The sequence below is a fragment of the Burkholderia humptydooensis genome (assembly GCF_001513745.1).
GTDB lineage: Bacteria > Pseudomonadota > Gammaproteobacteria > Burkholderiales > Burkholderiaceae > Burkholderia > Burkholderia humptydooensis.
In genome coordinates this window covers 133,740-149,425 of the sequence record NZ_CP013382.1, presented here as the reverse complement: position 1 = coordinate 149,425, position 15,686 = coordinate 133,740, and the positions used below count along the sequence as shown (strand labels likewise).

Sequence of the window (15,686 nt, the reverse complement as noted above, 5' to 3'; positions counted from 1 at the left end):
TCCGTACCGTCAGGAGACCTCGATGATGAAACCCCTTCGCCCGTTGCTCTCGATCGCCATCGGCTGCGCGCTCGCCGCCGCCGCGCACGCGGACGACGCCAGCCCGACGCTGAAGAAAGTTCGCGATACGGGCGTCGTCACGCTCGGCGTGCGCGAATCGTCCGTTCCGTTCTCGTACTACGATCAGCAGCAACAGACGATCGGCTACTCGCAGGAGATCGCGCTGAAGATCGTCGATGAAATCAAGAAGGAGCTGAACCGGCCGAACCTGACGGTCCGCGAGATTCCGATCACGTCGCAGAACCGCATTCCGCTCGTGCAGAACGGCACCGTCGATCTGGAGTGCGGCTCGACCACGCACACGAAGGAACGCGCGAACCAGGTGTCGTTCTCGAACAGCATCTTTCAATACGGGATGCGCCTGATCGTGAAGAAATCGTCCGGCGTGAAGGACTTCCCCGATCTTGCCGGCAAGACCGTCGCGACGACGGCCGGCACGACCGAGGAACGGCTGCTGAGGCAATGGAACGCCGAGAAAGGCATGTCGATGCAGATCATCAGCGCGAAGGATCACGCCGATGCGTTCCTGAACGTCAAGAACGGCCGCGCGGTGGCGTTCTTCATGGACGAGCCGCTGCTGTACGGCGCGAAGGCGAAGGAGGCGAATCCGGGCGACTACGCGATCACGGGAAATTCTCCGGTATCCGAAGCGTATGGCTGCATGCTGCGCAAGGACGACCCCGGCTTCAAGCAGCTCGCGGATCGCGTGATCGCGCGGATGCAGCGCTCGGGCGAGGCCGAGGCGCTGTACGTGAAGTGGTTCAACCGGCCGATTCCGCCGAAGGGCGTCAATCTCGACTATCCGTTGTCGGCGGACATGAGGAAGTTGTTCGCGAATCCGAACGACAAGGCGCTCGATTGAGCGGGCGGGCGATCGTGCCCGCGAACGCGGGATGACCTCGATCGGGCCCGCCTCGCCGATCAGTGGCGGTGATGATGCTTGCCGTGATGCTTGCCGCCGCGATAGCCGCGATCGTAGTCGTCGTTGTAAGAGTTCGAGCGCGAGATGTTGCCGCCGAGCGCAGCGCCCGCGCCGCCGCCGACGGCCGCGCCGATCAGGCCGCCGCTGCGGCCGCCCATCGCGTTGCCGGCCGCGGTGCCCGCGCCGCCGCCGAGCGCGCCGCCGATGATCGCGCCCGTGCGCTCGCGGCGATTCGACGTGACCGCGCCGCCCGCGCCGCCGCCGACCGCCCCGCCGATCACAGCCCCCGTGCTGCCGCCCACGGCGCCGCCGACCGCCGCGCCGGCCACGCCGCCGAGCGCGCCGCCGAGCGCGTTGTTCATGTCGCCGGCGACGGCCGGCAGCGACACCGCAGCGGCCAGCGCCGCGACAGCCATGATCTGGATGAGTTTCTTCGACATAGTTGACAGGTCTTGTTTCGTTTTGGATTTGAAGCAGCGCCGAGTATACCGGGGCGACGAAAGGCATCTGTTGCCTTTCGGCACGAAGCTGGTAAGAGATGTAACAAAGTGATCGGGCCGCGTTGCGGCGGCGTGGGCGCGGTGACGGGCGGGCGCCGTCGCCTTTCGCGTCCGCTTCCGCTTCCGCGCCAACCCGACCCGCGCGTTCGTTCGAACGCTCGTCAACCGCCGGTCTGAACGCAGTCGTCGATCACCGCGACGCGCGCCCGCTGCGACGCGTGCCCGGCTGCGCCGCCCCCGGCGAACGGATGCACGGGCGAATCGGTCTCGCGCCACGCATGGCGTTTCAGCAGTTCCCAATAGCCGCCGCGAATCACGAAGCCGCCGCATTTCCGCGCGTAAGCGCCGCGCCGCATCCGATATGCGCGCGGCAGGTGATACCACGGCAGCTTCGGCAGATCGTGATGCACGAGGTGATAGTTGTTGTTCAGGTACAGCAAGCGCATTGCGAGGCCCGCCTCGTTGATCGCGATGCGCGCCTTCGGATGCTCGGCCGCGCGATGCTCGTACAACGAACGAATCATCGCGAGCGACTGCGCGGGCCACGTGATCGCGAGCAGGTAATACCACCACGGCACGCCGATCGACCATTGCAGCCACGCGAGCAATGCGGCAACCGACGCGACATGTGCGGCCCACATCGGCGCATGGCGCCAGTCGCCGCGGCACCACGCGCGCAGCGCGTCCGCGCCCATCGCGGCGACGCTCGCCGGCGGCCCGACGACGAGCCGCCCGACGAAGCTCTTGCGCGCGCGCCACAGCGCGCGCCGCCAGCGCGGCAGCCGCGCCCATTGCGCGAGCGGCACGTAATTGCTTTCGGGATCGATGCCCGGCGCGGTCAGATCTTCGTCGCGATGATGTTCGAGATGCATGTCGCGATACAGCGTGTACGGATACCAGACCGCGAGCGGAGGATAGCCGAGCAGCTTGTTCACGCACGCGGAACGCGTCGGATGGCCGTGCAGCAGCTCGTGCTGCAACGACATGTGCCACGCGCACAGCGCGATCAGCAGCGGCGTCGCGGCCGCGAGCGGCAGTTGCCCGGCGCGCACGCCCAGCAGCACGCCAAGCCAGCCGCCGTAGATCACGAAGATCAGCAGCCAGGTCGGCCACTCGGTGCGCGCGGCGAAGCGATCGCCGAGCGCCTCGATCTCGCGCGCATGATCTACATCGAAATATTCGGCCATGTTCCGGTGGTGACGGCGGCCGAACGTCGACAAGCGCGCGGACGACAACGACGTCTCCCGCGGCACGCACAGCCCAAGCGTGCACCGTAACCAGTCGCTGCGGCCGGACCAACCAATGGATTCGCATTTGCTTATGCGTCGCGGCGAGCGTTCGATGTGGCGAAATCGCAAAAGGCGGCGCGGCGAATCGGTTCCGCCGGACGCGACCGGGGCGGCGATGCGTTTGCGGCGCCCGGCAAGCGGCGGGCGAGCCGCGCGCGTGATGTCCGGAAATCCGTAGAATGGCCGCATGACTCGATGGCTCGCCGGATTGCCGATGTACAACGTGACGCCGCGGCACGCCGCGCTGTGGCAATCGCTGCTGCGCGACACGCTGCGCGCGTTCGCGCGCGCGGGCGGCCCGGCCGGCGTCGCGCTGCTCGGCGAGCCGTCGGGCGCGCCTTTCGGCGAGTTGCTGCCGCTGTGGCGCCGCGACGATCTGCTGCTGTCACAAACGTGCGGCTATCCGTACCGGATGCTCGGCGTCGGCGATGCGGTCCATCTGATCGCGACGCCCGTCTTCGACGCGCCCGGCTGCGACGGGCCGCGCTATCGAAGCATGCTCGTCGTGTCGGCCGATGCGCACGCGCGTGGCGCGACGACGCTCGCCGCGTGCCGCGGCCTGCGCGCCGCCTGCAACGGCGACGATTCGCACAGCGGAATGAACGCGTTACGTCATGCGGTCGCGCCGCATGCGCACGGCGGGCGCTTCTTCTCGGCGGTCGTGCGTACCGGCTCGCATCTGGATGCACTGCGCGCGCTCGACGCGGACGGCGCGGATCTCGCCGCGATCGATTGCGTCACGCTCGCCTACGTGCGCGATGCGCTGCCCGGATTGCTGCGGCGCGTGCGGACCATCGGCGCGACGGCGGCCGCGCCGGGCCTGCCGTTCGTCGCATCGCGCGCGCTTGCCGACGAACACGCCGCCGCGCTGCGCGATGCGCTCGATGCGGCTGCCGCGATCGATGCCGAACGCGCGCGCGTGCTGCGGCTGCGCGGCTTTGCGCGACTCGCGCCCGATGCCTATGCGCAGATCGAACGATTCGAACGCGAGGCGGCCGCGCTCGGTTATCCGGTGCTTGCGTGACATGTAACGTGCGACGTGCAATGCCCGGCGCGCGCTGCCGATCAACACGGTGAACATGACCGTGATCGCCCGCGCCGTGGCCGCGTGACGCACAGCCGCTGCGCGTCAACGCAACCCATGCCGGCGCGCCGCGTCGCGCATGCAATCGACGAGCATCGCCGCAGCCGGCGTGAGCGGGCTGTCGCGGCGCGTCACCACCTGCACGGACACGGCCGGCAGCGCCTCGCGTATCGGCAGCACGGCGATGTGATCGCGCGACCATTCGACGCCGAGCAGTTGCTCGGGCATCGACGCAATCAGATCGGAGCCCTGAATGAGGCAGTGCGCGATCGCGTAGCTCGGGCACTCGACGACGCGCGCCGGCGCCGGCAGGCCGTGCTCGGCGAAACAGTTGAACATCAACTGCGTCGAGCTTTCGGGCGACGGATTCATCAGCCAGTCGGCATCGACGAGATCGGCGAGCGACGTCGCAGATGCGAGCGGATGACCCTTGCGCGCGACGATCACGTGCCGGCTCGCATACAGCGCCGAGTGATCGAACTCCGCGGCAAGCAGCTCCGGCACCACCACCGACACGGCGAAATCGAGTGACCCGTCATGCAGCTTCGGCAACGCGACGCCGGGAAATCCTTCGACGATGCTCACGCGCGCGCGCGGAAACCGCCGGCGAAACGCACGAAATGCGTCCGGCAGGATCGTCACCGCGGCGGCCGGCGTGATCGCGGCGGCGACGGCGCCCGTCGTCGCGCCCTGCGCCTGCTCGATATCGTCACGCGCGCGCTGCATCTCGGCAACGATCAGGCTCGCGCGCACCTGGAGCTGCTGGCCGAAGCCGGTGAGCTGCACGCCGCGCGCGGTGCGCACGACAAGCGACACGCCGAGCGCGAGCTCGAGCTCCTTCACGGCCTTCGTCAATGCGGCGGGCGACACGTTCATGTCGGTCGTCGAGCTATTGAGCGAACAAGGCCCGCTCGATTTGAAGGAACTCGACAATAGATTGCGCCTGACCGCCTCCCGATACTGGATGGCGAAATACGGCGGCAATACGACGAGACCGGCTCGTCATTGATATTGCGAGGGGTTCTCCACGGCGTTCACGACGATCATTCCGCGCGCATGCAATCCGGTTATTTGGGACATGAGCGGGCATCAGCGATTGTCAAATGATTCTGACGCCAATCCTTGGTTTCGTCTGACGTAAGCTACAATCGCGCGAGCAACCCTTGGTCGTCATGGCTGACCGTCCTCGTGTCACTTTCTTGACGGTCGAACCTGAGAGAAAGGATAACGAAAAATGGTACTCAGACCACCCAAGCTCGGGGAACTGAAATACCGCGACCTCTATGAGGCCGTCCACCGGGGAATGCTTCAGCGTGACCGGCTGTTGATGCTGGACACCCCGCTCGGCAAAAACGCATTGACGCCATTGCGGGCGCGCGGATCGTCCGGCATCGGCGGCGACTACCACTGGACGGTCGATGTGGCGTCGCTGAACGACGACACCGCGTTGCTTTCGTTGATGCACCAGCCCGTTACCCTTTGGATTCAGCAGCGGACTGTGCTGTATGCCGATCCGGTTTATCGTCCGGTGCACGGCTTTGTGCATCAGGTCGGCTATCTGGGCGGGGACGGCGGTCTGTCAACGTACCAGCTCGAATTTTCCTCCGCCCTGATTTTCCTGAGCCATTCCCGCAACGACGAAGGATGGCTCGAAAAAGATGCGCGCGAAATCATTTCAGAAATACTCAATCGGTATCCGCAGCTTCGGGGGCGGTTCCGCTTCGATCTGACGAACGAGCCGGTTGTGCGCTCGTGGTGTCGGCAAAGCGAGTCCGACCTGCATTTCGTCCACCGCCTTCTCGAAGAGGAAGGTTGGTACTTCTATTGGGTGCATGAGCCAACACGCGACGGCGAATCGCCAAAAACGACCCTTATCGTTCTGGATCGCGTGTCGACATTGCCGGCAGCGAAACCCGCTGAATACTATCGAGGCAACACCGATCACGAGGCCGACGGGTTCACGCAATGGGCGATCATGCAGACGATGCAGAGCCTGCAATTCATGTCCCGCTCGTTCGATTACAAACGGCCAACCTCACATTTTGAGGCGAGCAGTGCGCTGCAATCGACGACCTATGTCGAAGACGATGGACGACACCGGTACACACATGGCATTCCGCGCGCGCCGATGACGATCTACGAGCCGACGGCCTACGGTTATGCCGACATGGACAGCGGCGAGACGCGTGCGCATCGCCACGTGCAAGTCTGGGAATCACGCGCGCGCCGGTATTTCGGCGTCGCTGGTCTACGGTGGCTCGATGCGGGATTGCGGTTCACCTTGAACAACCACCCGCGCCATGCGGACAGTGACCCGGCGAAGCGGGAATTCCTCGTGATCGAGGCGCGCTGGTTTATCGAAAACAACGTACCGATTGGTCAGCAGGTGACCGAATATCCGCGCAGTCTGCGTGCGACGCTGGCCGAGCAGCAGGCGGCACACGGGACGCGCTTTTCGACACCGGGGCACGTCGTGGATGGAACGGCGGGATTCTTCGTGATGGAAGTCGAGGCACAGGAGGCGAGCGTCGAATATCGTAGCCCGCTTGTGCATCGGAAGCCGCAGATGACGATTGAGCACGCCATCGTCGTCACACAGAAAGGGATGGAGGCGTGGACGAATGAACGCAATCAGGTCCGCGTGCATTTCGCGTGGGACCGGAAGAATCCAGACGATGCGTTCGGATCGTCGCCGCTGCTGTCGACCATGCAGGCCGACACGGGTAACCGCTATGGTTCGGTTCATGTGCCCAGAGCCGGAGAATGGGTACTCGTCGCTTATTGGGGAAACGATTGCGACAAGCCATTCATTTTGGGGCGCGTCAACGGCGGCACGACCCCTTCGCAATGGCATTCGAATGTGCTGCTGTCGGGATTCCAGTCGCAAGGGTTTGGCGGCACGGGCGCATACAACGCATTTGTCCACGACGATGCCACGCATCAAAGCGGCACGCGGATCATCAGCTACACGGGCAAGAGCTATGCCGCCCTGATGCAGGGCTATCTGATTCAGCAGGACGGCAACACGCGCGGCCGATATCTGGGTTCGGGTTTCGCCCTGCACGCCGACGAGTTCGGTTCGGTTCGCGCGAGCAAGGGCTTGTCGATCAGTACGCATCCGAAGGGCTACGACGACGAGCAGATGAGCGTGGACGAGGCGCGAACCCAGTTGCAGCAGGCGGGCATGTTGGTCGAGTCCCTATCGAGCGCAAGCACGACCGCGCAGGCGGAAACCCTGCAAGCGGGCCAGGACGCGCTCAAGGGGTTATCGAAGGAGATTCAGCACGCGGTATCAGGCTCAACGTCAGGCGGCGTGACGGCGGGCGGCGGCACGGGCAGCGCGAACGGATTTGCGCAGCCCAACATTCTGGTATCGACGCCGAAAGACCTTGCGCTCGTAGCGGATCGATCGGCCCATATCGTTGCCGAGGGCGAGGCGAATATCGTCAGCAACGGCAATACCCATGTTGCGACGGGCAAAGCGATGATCGTGGCGGCAGCGGAAAAGGTCAGTTTCTTCGCGCAGAAACTTGGCGCGTTCTTTGTCACGGCGAAAGGCCCCATCAAAATGTCGGCCAACACCGACAACGTGAGCATCAACGCGGGCAAAGACGTGACGATGAAGGCCAAGCGCATCGTGCTCGATGCCGATGAAATCTGGATCAAGGCCGGTGGTTCGTACACCCGGTGGACGGCTGGCGGCATCGAGGATGGCACGCAAGGCCCGCGCACGGTCAAGTCTGCATCCTTCAGCCGTCAGGGGCCGAGTTCCGTCGCGCAGCACCTGAACAGCTTGCCGCAGGCGAAATTCAATGACCCGTACGTACTGCGAAATCAAATCACGGGCGAAGTAATGAAAAACCATCCGTACGAGATTGTGCGCGGCGACGGCACGCGCATCAAAGGCATGACGAACGAATTGGGACACATTGCCGAGCAGAAGAACGAGGATGTCGAGTCGCTGAAACTCCACGCTTTGCGCCCTACTCCGAGCACGGGCGACACGTCGGCATGACATCCCAATTCAAATAAGATGATTAGAGCAATCCACGATGAGCGATAACCCGACTGACAATCCGGGCGGCGTTGCGCCGTCCGATGGCGATGCGGCCGAGCAAGAGGTCGTGCAGGTGATGGGGCGCACTGCCCCGGATGGATCGTCGTACGGCCACTTTACGTTGACGCCAGCGAGCGACACGCGCAGCAAGGAATTGTTGTGCGACGTGCGGCCCATCATTCCGGTGATCTTTCTGCCGGGCGTCATGGGCTCGCTCTTGACGAACACCGATACCGGCGACGAGATGTTCTTCGCACCAAACACGGACGGGATGCTGGGGAACCTGGGCGGACTTCCCGCGCTGCTTGGATTGTGGTTCAAGGGCGCGTCCACGCGCGAAACGCAGTTCGATCCGACCAAGGCGGCGGTGACGCCACATGGGCCGATCAATGTCGGCAAACATGGCGAGAACGATAGCCCGGAGCAGTACGTGGACGAGGCGGAAGCACGCCGCCGGGGGTGGGGGTCGATACACCGGACCAGCTATCACCCGGTTTTGGCTTGGCTGGAAGAACAACTCAATCGCCCTAAGTTTATGGGTAAGCCGCATGGGGTGTGGGTGACGCCCGATTCAACGGGTGAGAAGTGGGCGCTCAAGCCGCTGCTTGGAACCGAACCTGCCGACTATGGGGCGACCGACGCGGGGACGCAGGGCAAGGGTCAAGCGATTGACGAGAAATCGACTGCATTCAATCACTTCGCGAAGTTTCGATATCGGGTCTATGCGATTGGCTATAACTGGCTGCAATCGAACGAAAAATCCGGACTCGATGTAATAAACGGCTCGGATTACAAAGACCCGAAGACCAAGAAGATAACGCGCCTGATGGGCATCAAGGAAATCATCGCAGAGAACCATACCGACAAGGCGATCATTCTGACGCATTCGATGGGTGGACTGGTCGCACGGATGGCGATTGCGATGCACGGCGCGGGGAACCTGATGTATGGGGTGTTTCATAGCGTGCAGCCCGCAACCGGCGCCCCGGTTGCGGCGAAGCGGTTCAGGACCGGAGCCGGTAACGAGGGCGCGTTGAAGGGCTTCATCAACGGCAGCCTGGTCGGGAACAACGCGGCGGAGTTCACGGCGGTTGCAGCGAACGCACCGGGGCCGCTGGAGCTATTACCGATGCCGGACTATCACAAGGGTGAGCCGTGGTGGATATTTGCGCGGATCAATGGCCAACCGGTAATGCAGTTGCCGAAAGGTGGTGATGCATATAACGACATTTACATCAACCCGAAGTGGTATGGACTGGTTCCCGATCCGTCGCTACTCGACCCGGCCGGGATTGTTGAAAAAAAACTTAAAGACCTAAATAACGGCGTAACGGTCCTTCAACAATTTCAATTTTTAATGAAGGGCGTTGTAACAAAGCAAAGCAAAATCAGAGATACGTACCATGAAAAAACATATGTTACGTACAGCGATGGGGGATTTAAGCCCAAATGGCAATCTGCAACGAGTGACGAAAAAGGCAAACCAACTATAGAGCCGGGCGAGAAACTTGAAGATCTATTAGGATGGGGCACAGTAATATGGACGGGAAATTTGCCGGCCGATGTGACGGAAGAAGAATTGCGTTCAGCAACCTTCTTGCATGTCGATCCCAATTCTGATTCGGGCAAGGGGAACCTGCGCATCTATCTGGAGTCACGCAAGTTGACCGTCGAATTCGAAGTACAGAAAGTGGCGAAGTTGCCGCCCGGTAGCGACACGCCGGACCCGAGTAAAAACGGCATCGTTCCGGGTGACGGCACGGTGCCCGTATGGTCGGCGGAAGCCCCCGCAAGCAGTGCAAGTGGCGGTGCGGCTCCGGGTGTACAGATGGTGTTCGATCAAGGCGGCTACGAACATCAGTTCAGCTACAACCATCCGTGGACCCGATGGGCGTTGCTCTATAGCATTGTACAAATTGCGCAAGAAGCGCCGGAGCCGTCATGCTGACTCGTATTTCACGAATTCTGATTGTGGTGGTGGGCGTGTGCGCCAGCTCGATAACCTACTCCGGGGAACCGACGATGACCAATCCTTTGTTGTCCAAGCCGCGTCCGTGGTGTGTCGGCCGCTTTGTGTTCGATCGCCCCGCGACGAGTGAAATTTCCAATCAACGATATGAGTATCGGGGTGAAAAATTAGAGACAAAATATAACGTCCAATTAAGTGCTTATACAGCCAAAGTGGAGGCACGTGAAAGAGAATTGCGTGTAAAGCAACGCGTGAACCCTGTTGATTTGAAGGAGAAGACAGGGCTTTCTTGGCTAGAGAAAGTTTTTTCTCCGGTGAAGAATTCTCGGATTTTCATATTCGAGGATTCAGTAGCAAAAACCGCAAGGCTCCCCTTCGAAACAGAGGGATATATTTTTTCCAACGAGAAAATTTTTGGCACGAAAGGAATGATTGGCGCCACCGCCTTAGACCGAGCGGAAGAAATCTATGGTGATACTTATCGCCGCATTAAGGCACGCGACAATTGGACAGTGCCGACAGAATCGGGTTTCTGTTTCGACGGTGGAATCGTGACAGGTTCGTCTACGTACCCGGAAGAATTGAGCCAGTCCATTGCGTTGATGCCGGGACGTCCGGCGCTGTTGGTGATCCAGATGCGGGAGTCCATCAGTCAGGATCAAGGGAAGCCACTAACCAAGACATTGCCCGACCTGCGTGCGCAGATGGATCGAGTCGCAGGCAGTGGGAGCTATCGTATTCTGCGTCAAGGCAAACGCACGGTGGGCGGAATGGACAGCGAAGAAGTGTTATTCGAACTAAAGGACGGCCCGATTACGTCGTATCGTTTCTACCTGCTGGCTCCGGGCGACCCGAGCACGCTCGCGAAGCCGCATACGGCAATCCAATTGTTGCTTGGTGCTCCCTCCCCCGACCTGCCGCCGGATCAGGCGACGTCGCCCGTGGACGAGGCTGGCGCACTGCAAACATGGGACACGCTGCTGAATAGCTTGCGGTTGCGTCCCGGCGCGGTCTGAGCGAGAACGATATGCGGCGACATGACATTGTGAAAGGCGACCTGACGACAGTCGGCGGCATCGTGCAAGGCGGCGATGGCGGCGATCTGCTGAATGGCCGCGAACAAGCATATGAGCACGATCCTGTGCTGTGCCCGGCGTGTAAAACAATCGGCAAGATTGCGTGTGATGGTCCCCGAATTTCGAGCACGGGGCCGGATGGGCGACAGGCGGCATTAAGCGACGATCTTTGTATCTGCTTGTGTTCGCCGCCACCGAAACTGGTGGCGTCTCAGTCGACATCGTATATCGAGGTCTGAATGATGGAAAACAAGATGATCCGATACATGGTGAGTGGGATTGCACTTCTGATGTTAACAGTGAGCGTGTCGGGATGTGCTTCGCGCGGAATATTGAATGGAGTTATGTAACGCGCCGCATCGGCAAAATTAGGTGCGATGGCCTGCGACTTTCGATGTGCGCAGTCTTCGGGCGAAGGCGTTAGGAGAGGCGACACGAGGCAACGTGGGCTCGTACCGATGGCTTGAGGTGCATGTCGTCATGAGCCTTTGGCTTGCGCATTGCTTCGGATTTGGTTACATGTTGGTTACTTTTTTGCGCGTGACGAGCAGTGCTACGCCGAACACCCCATAAGCACCTGATTTTTCGATATTTTTCCCGATAACACAAAGATCAGTACGGGCTGGCGCGTGCCGTTCATCATCGGCACGCTGTTCGTGCCGCTCGGCTATTGGCTGCGGCGCACGATCGACGAAGCGCCGGCGGCCGCGTCCACATCGCAAGGGGACGCTGCGCCGCTGCCGCTCGCCGACGTGCTGCGCCATCACGGCCGGGCCGTGTTCGCCGGCCTCGGCATCACGATCGGCGGCACGTCGATTCACTACATCATCGTGTTCTACATGGCGATCTACGGCGTACAGGTGCTGCATCTGCCGGGCTGGCTATCGATGTCGGCAGGTTGCCTCGCCGGCGCGATCCTCGCGGTCGTCACGCCGATCGGCGGCCATCTGTCGGATCGCTACGGTCGCAACCGGATCGTCTGGTGGACGCGCATCGCACTGATGCTCGCGATCTATCCGGCGTTCATCGCGCTGAACCACTGGCCCGGCGCGGCCTCGCTGCTGTCGATCATCGCGGCGCTCGCGACCGTGCATGCGATCAACATCGGCGCGACGGGCGCGATGCTCGGCGAACTGTTCCCGCGTGCGGTGCGCGCGACGGGCGGCGCGCTCGTCTACAGCGTCGGCGTCGCGATCTTCGGCGGGTTCGCGCAATTCTTCGTCACATGGCTGATCGCCGCAACGGGCAACGCGAACGCGCCCGCGTGGTACGCGATCGGCTGCGGCGCGCTGACGCTGATCGCGCTGGGCTCGATGAACGACAAGGCGGGCAAGCCGCTCGACTGACGTCGCGAGCCTTCGCGCGCGTCCATCGTAACCGTTTCCCCCATCGGCAAACATCGGCCAATCCGGAACGCACTCTTCCATCACAGGCGACTCACGCAACAAATACGGCTAATTAGTCGGATCTGAACAATCCTGCGAGGCATGCGCAGTAAGGCTGTGATGACGAAACGGTGTTGTTGGATTTGCAGGAAGCAGGCATATTGATGCGCGAATCCTGCAAATCCTGACGAGGTGTGGATGGGTCCGAAGACGCCGGTGCCAGAAGGAGATTTCTTCCGCCAACCGCTGCGTGAGCAGATCAACTTGAAGCATCCATTGGTTCGCCTTGCCGATCTGATCGACTGGGAACGGTTGAACGCGGCGATGAGTGCGAGCTTCATGTCTCATCGCGGCCGCCCGGCAACGTCGCCGCGTTTGATCGCAGGGCTGCTGTATTTGCAACATGCCTTCGACTTGTCGGACGAGGACGTGGTCTGGCAATGGCTTGAGAACCCGTATTGGCAGGTGTTCACCGGCGAGACGTACTTGCAGACGAAGCCGCCGATTGATCCGTCGAGCCTGACGCGCTGGCGCAAGCGGCTTGGCGAGGCCGGCGTCGAAGAGCTGCTGGCCGAGACGATCGAAGCGGCCAAACGCGCAAACGTCATCAAGACTTCGAGCCTGAAGCGGGTGATCGTCGATACGACGGTGATGGAAAAAGCGATTGCACATCCCACCGATTCGCGCCTGCTCGAGCGTTGCCGGGAACATCTGGTGAAGGCTGCTGCCGAGCAGGGACTGAAGCTGCGACAGAACTACAACCGTGAAGCGCCGCGTCTGGCGGGCCAGATCGGGCGCTACGCGCATGCCAAGCAGTACAAGCGGATGAAGAAAGCGCTGCGCACTTTGCGTTCGCGAGTGGGGCGCGTGATGCGCGACGTCGAGCGCCAACTGGACGGCGTCGCTCAGCAAGGTCGGGCGGCGCTGGAAGAGCTAATTGGCCGCACGAAGCGGATTCTCACGCAGAAGCAGAAGGACAAAAACAAGCTGTATGCGCTACATGCGCCGGAAGTCGAGTGCCTGGCGAAAGGCAAAGCGCGCAAGCCGTACGAATTCGGCGTAAAGGTGTCGATCACGACGACGCACAAGGAAGGTTTGGTCGTCGGAGCTCGTTCGATGCCGGGCAATCCGTACGACGGGCACACGCTGGCCGAAGCGTTGGAGCAAGCGGCGATCCTGAGCGACGTACAAGCGGAGATTGCCGTCGTCGACCGCGGCTACAAGGGTGTCGCCGTCGACGGCGTGAAGATCTATCATCCCGGCTTGCGACGCGGCATCACGCGCGGCCTGCGAGCAATGATCCGGCGTCGCAGCGCGATCGAGCCGGCCATCGGACACATGAAGGCCGATGGCAAGCTCGATCGGAATTGGCTCAAGGGCTCGTTGGGCGATGCAATTCATGCGGTACTGTGCGGCGCCGGCCACAATCTGCGGATGATCCTGTGCAAGCTGCGGCTTTTTTACGCCCTGATTCTCGTCGCTTTGCTCAACGCCAAAACCGCTGCGCCGTCGGCGGCATAGCTTCATGGGGGCGACAAAACGAATTGTTCAGGGCCGACTAATTACACTGCGCCCGTCGCGTCGCCGCAGACGCCGGGCGCAACCCGGGCCTCCAGCGCGCGCATCTGATCGGCAATGGGAAGATTCGGGAGATCGACATGAACAAGCGCTGGGGGATCGTCGCGCCGGCCGTCGTGCTGGCCGCGGCCGCGCACGCACAGAGCAGCGTGATGCTGTACGGCAAGATCGAGGACGGCATCAACTACACGAGCAACGCGCGCGGCCACGGCACGGTGCAATTGCAAAGCGGCTACGACTACGGCAGCCGCTGGGGGCTGAAGGGCACCGAGGATCTGGGCGGCGGATACAAGGCGATCTTCCAGTTCGAGAACGGCTTCGACGTCAACAACGGCAGGCTGGGCCAGGGCAATCGCGAATTCGGCCGGCAGGCGTTCGTCGGCATCGCGTCCGAGCGCCACGGCACGCTGACGTTCGGCCGCCAATACGATCCGAGCGTCGACATGTTCTCGCCGCTCACCGCGAACGGCAACTGGACGGGCTACCTGTTCGCGCACCCGTACGACAACGACAACACCGATTACTCGTTCCGCGTGAACAACGCGGTCAAGTACGTCTCGCCGACGTGGTACGGCTTCACCGCCGAAGGCATGTACGCGTTCAGCAATCAGGCGGGCGGCTTCGCGAACAATCGCCTCTACAGCGCGGCGCTGCAATACCAGCACGGCGGCCTGACAGTCGGCGCGTCGTACGTGAAGATGAACAACGCGCGCAGTGCGGATTCGGCGGGCGCCGTCACGGGCGACAACACGTTCGACGCGTCGTCGCAGCAGAACATCGGCATCGGCGCGACCTACGAATTCTCGAAGGCGCTGATCGGCTTCGCATATTCGCACGTCGACGTCTACGATCCGACCGCGAACGCGTATTTCACCGGCACGACGCAACCCGCGGGCGGGCGCTGGAAATCGTGGAAGTTCGACAACTTCGAGATCAACGGCCTCTATCATGTGACGCCCGCGTTCTACGTCGGCGCTGCGTACACGTATGCGCAGGCGCGCGTCGATTCGACGGTCGGCGCGTTCGATCCGAAGTGGCATCAGCTCAGCATGAAGCTCAACTACGATCTGTCGAAGCGCTCGTCGGTGTTCGTCGAAGGCGTCTACCAGCACGCGATGAACGCGCACACGGGCACCGATTTCGACTATGCGTACATCCCGGGCGCGGCCGACATCGCGTCGGGGCCGAACCAGTACGCCGTGCGGCTCGCGCTGCTGCATCAGTTCTGACGGGCGTGGCCGCGAACGTGTGGCGTCGCCCCTTCGCGCAGTTTCATGCGGCGTCGTGTGGCGTCATGCGGCGTCGTGCACTCGATGCCGCCATCTTGCGCCTGCGAAAAAAGTGCATATCCGACATCGGGATTTTTCGTCGGACGATCGATACCCGGAGAAAAAGATGAACAAGACGACGATTCGTTTGGCCATTGCGAGCGTGCTGTTCGGCGCAAGCGTCGCGGCTCACGGGCAGGCCGCCGGGCAACCGCTGACGCGCGAGCAAGTGCGGCAGGATCGGGCGCGCTCGGCGCGCCGGCGGTCATCGACCGCGCGACCTACGCGCATCATTGACCTCGGCGCGCACATTGCCTGCGCGCCCCGCGTAACGAGCGCGCCACCGACGCTTCAGCGTTGAGGGTCGCTCGCGTTCACACGGCGATTCGTTCGGCATCCTTCCCGACAACATCCGCGAGACATCCGCATCGCGCAAGACGGCGCGATGCGTGACACATCGCCCGCTCCCGCCGATCCGCCTCGCACCTGCTCTCGCGG

12 protein-coding genes and 1 pseudogene are annotated in these 15,686 nt (G+C 62.3%); 10 read left to right on the top strand and 3 right to left on the bottom strand.

All coding sequences use genetic code 11. From position 1 onward, the window contains the following. Positions 1-22: 22 nt before the first annotated feature. Positions 23-922: a glutamate/aspartate ABC transporter substrate-binding protein gene (locus AQ610_RS20130; RefSeq protein ID WP_009914138.1), complete on the top strand. Its 900-nt coding sequence runs from the start codon at positions 23-25 to the stop codon at positions 920-922. Positions 923-981: 59 nt separating this feature from the next. Here the strand turns inward: AQ610_RS20130 and AQ610_RS20125 are convergent, their stop codons facing one another. After that, complete coding sequence (locus tag AQ610_RS20125) at positions 982-1,422, bottom strand: hypothetical protein (protein ID WP_006029742.1); 441 nt, start codon at positions 1,420-1,422, stop codon at positions 982-984. Between the two features lie 221 nt (positions 1,423-1,643). Beyond that, positions 1,644-2,717 (bottom strand): fatty acid desaturase, encoded by a 1,074-nt coding sequence (locus AQ610_RS20120; RefSeq protein WP_009914133.1) that lies wholly within the window; start codon positions 2,715-2,717, stop codon positions 1,644-1,646. 241 nt (positions 2,718-2,958) lie between these two features. Here AQ610_RS20120 and AQ610_RS20115 point away from each other — a divergent pair, with 241 nt between their 5' ends. Further along, complete coding sequence (locus AQ610_RS20115; protein ID WP_043283391.1) at positions 2,959-3,795, top strand: phosphate/phosphite/phosphonate ABC transporter substrate-binding protein; 837 nt, start codon at positions 2,959-2,961, stop codon at positions 3,793-3,795. A 105-nt stretch (positions 3,796-3,900) separates the two neighbouring features. Here AQ610_RS20115 and AQ610_RS20110 read toward each other — a convergent pair whose 3' ends face one another. After that, a complete protein-coding gene (locus tag AQ610_RS20110; RefSeq protein ID WP_043283394.1) occupies positions 3,901-4,788 on the bottom strand; it encodes a LysR substrate-binding domain-containing protein in 888 nt (295 codons plus the stop codon). Positions 4,789-5,089: 301 nt separating this feature from the next. On the opposite strand from AQ610_RS20110, the gene AQ610_RS20105 reads away from it, so the two are divergent. The 8 genes and pseudogenes from AQ610_RS20105 (at position 5,090) to AQ610_RS20075 (ending at position 15,549) form a co-directional block, all read left to right on the top strand. Further along, a complete protein-coding gene (locus AQ610_RS20105) occupies positions 5,090-7,870 on the top strand; it encodes a type VI secretion system Vgr family protein (RefSeq protein WP_043283418.1) in 2,781 nt (926 codons plus the stop codon). A gap of 37 nt (positions 7,871-7,907) precedes the next feature. Next, positions 7,908-9,860 (top strand): Tle4 family T6SS lipase effector, encoded by a 1,953-nt coding sequence (locus tag AQ610_RS20100; protein WP_045554709.1) that lies wholly within the window; start codon positions 7,908-7,910, stop codon positions 9,858-9,860. Continuing rightward, positions 9,854-10,897, top strand: a complete 1,044-nt coding sequence (locus tag AQ610_RS20095) for a T6SS immunity protein Tli4 family protein (protein WP_231749034.1) — start codon at positions 9,854-9,856, stop codon at positions 10,895-10,897. Before AQ610_RS20100 ends, AQ610_RS20095 begins: the two co-directional genes overlap by 7 nt. An 11-nt stretch (positions 10,898-10,908) precedes the next feature. After that, entirely contained in the window at positions 10,909-11,196 is a 288-nt protein-coding gene (locus AQ610_RS34230; RefSeq protein WP_080595167.1) for a PAAR domain-containing protein, read from the top strand. Between the two features lie 375 nt (positions 11,197-11,571). After that, a pseudogene (locus AQ610_RS20090) lies at positions 11,572-12,303 on the top strand (MFS transporter); the annotation flags it as partial. Between the two features lie 237 nt (positions 12,304-12,540). Further along, positions 12,541-13,863, top strand: a complete 1,323-nt coding sequence (locus AQ610_RS20085) for an IS5-like element ISButh4 family transposase (protein WP_006028471.1) — start codon at positions 12,541-12,543, stop codon at positions 13,861-13,863. A gap of 137 nt (positions 13,864-14,000) precedes the next feature. Further along, positions 14,001-15,149 carry a porin gene (locus AQ610_RS20080; RefSeq protein WP_006028470.1) on the top strand — a complete coding sequence of 383 codons (1,149 nt, stop codon included), beginning with the start codon at positions 14,001-14,003 and terminating at the stop codon, positions 15,147-15,149. A gap of 166 nt (positions 15,150-15,315) precedes the next feature. Beyond that, the gene (locus AQ610_RS20075) at positions 15,316-15,549 is read left to right on the top strand and encodes a DUF4148 domain-containing protein (RefSeq protein ID WP_009914131.1); all 234 of its coding nucleotides are present in this window, start codon (positions 15,316-15,318) and stop codon (positions 15,547-15,549) included. Positions 15,550-15,686 lie beyond the last annotated feature (137 nt).

Excerpts from the sequence above, each read along its gene's own strand:
- AQ610_RS20085 (WP_006028471.1), top strand. The coding sequence starts at position 12,541 with ATGGGTCCGAAGACGCCGGTGCCAGAAGGAGATTTCTTCCGCCAACCG.
- AQ610_RS20115 (WP_043283391.1), top strand. The coding sequence starts at position 2,959 with ATGACTCGATGGCTCGCCGGATTGCCGATGTACAACGTGACGCCGCGG.
- AQ610_RS20080 (WP_006028470.1), top strand. The coding sequence starts at position 14,001 with ATGAACAAGCGCTGGGGGATCGTCGCGCCGGCCGTCGTGCTGGCCGCG.
- AQ610_RS20130 (WP_009914138.1), top strand. The coding sequence starts at position 23 with ATGATGAAACCCCTTCGCCCGTTGCTCTCGATCGCCATCGGCTGCGCG.
- AQ610_RS20100 (WP_045554709.1), top strand. The coding sequence starts at position 7,908 with ATGAGCGATAACCCGACTGACAATCCGGGCGGCGTTGCGCCGTCCGAT.
- AQ610_RS34230 (WP_080595167.1), top strand. The coding sequence starts at position 10,909 with ATGCGGCGACATGACATTGTGAAAGGCGACCTGACGACAGTCGGCGGC.
- AQ610_RS20125 (WP_006029742.1), bottom strand. The coding sequence starts at position 1,422 with ATGTCGAAGAAACTCATCCAGATCATGGCTGTCGCGGCGCTGGCCGCT.
- AQ610_RS20105 (WP_043283418.1), top strand. The coding sequence starts at position 5,090 with ATGGTACTCAGACCACCCAAGCTCGGGGAACTGAAATACCGCGACCTC.
- AQ610_RS20075 (WP_009914131.1), top strand. The coding sequence starts at position 15,316 with ATGAACAAGACGACGATTCGTTTGGCCATTGCGAGCGTGCTGTTCGGC.
- AQ610_RS20095 (WP_231749034.1), top strand. The coding sequence starts at position 9,854 with ATGCTGACTCGTATTTCACGAATTCTGATTGTGGTGGTGGGCGTGTGC.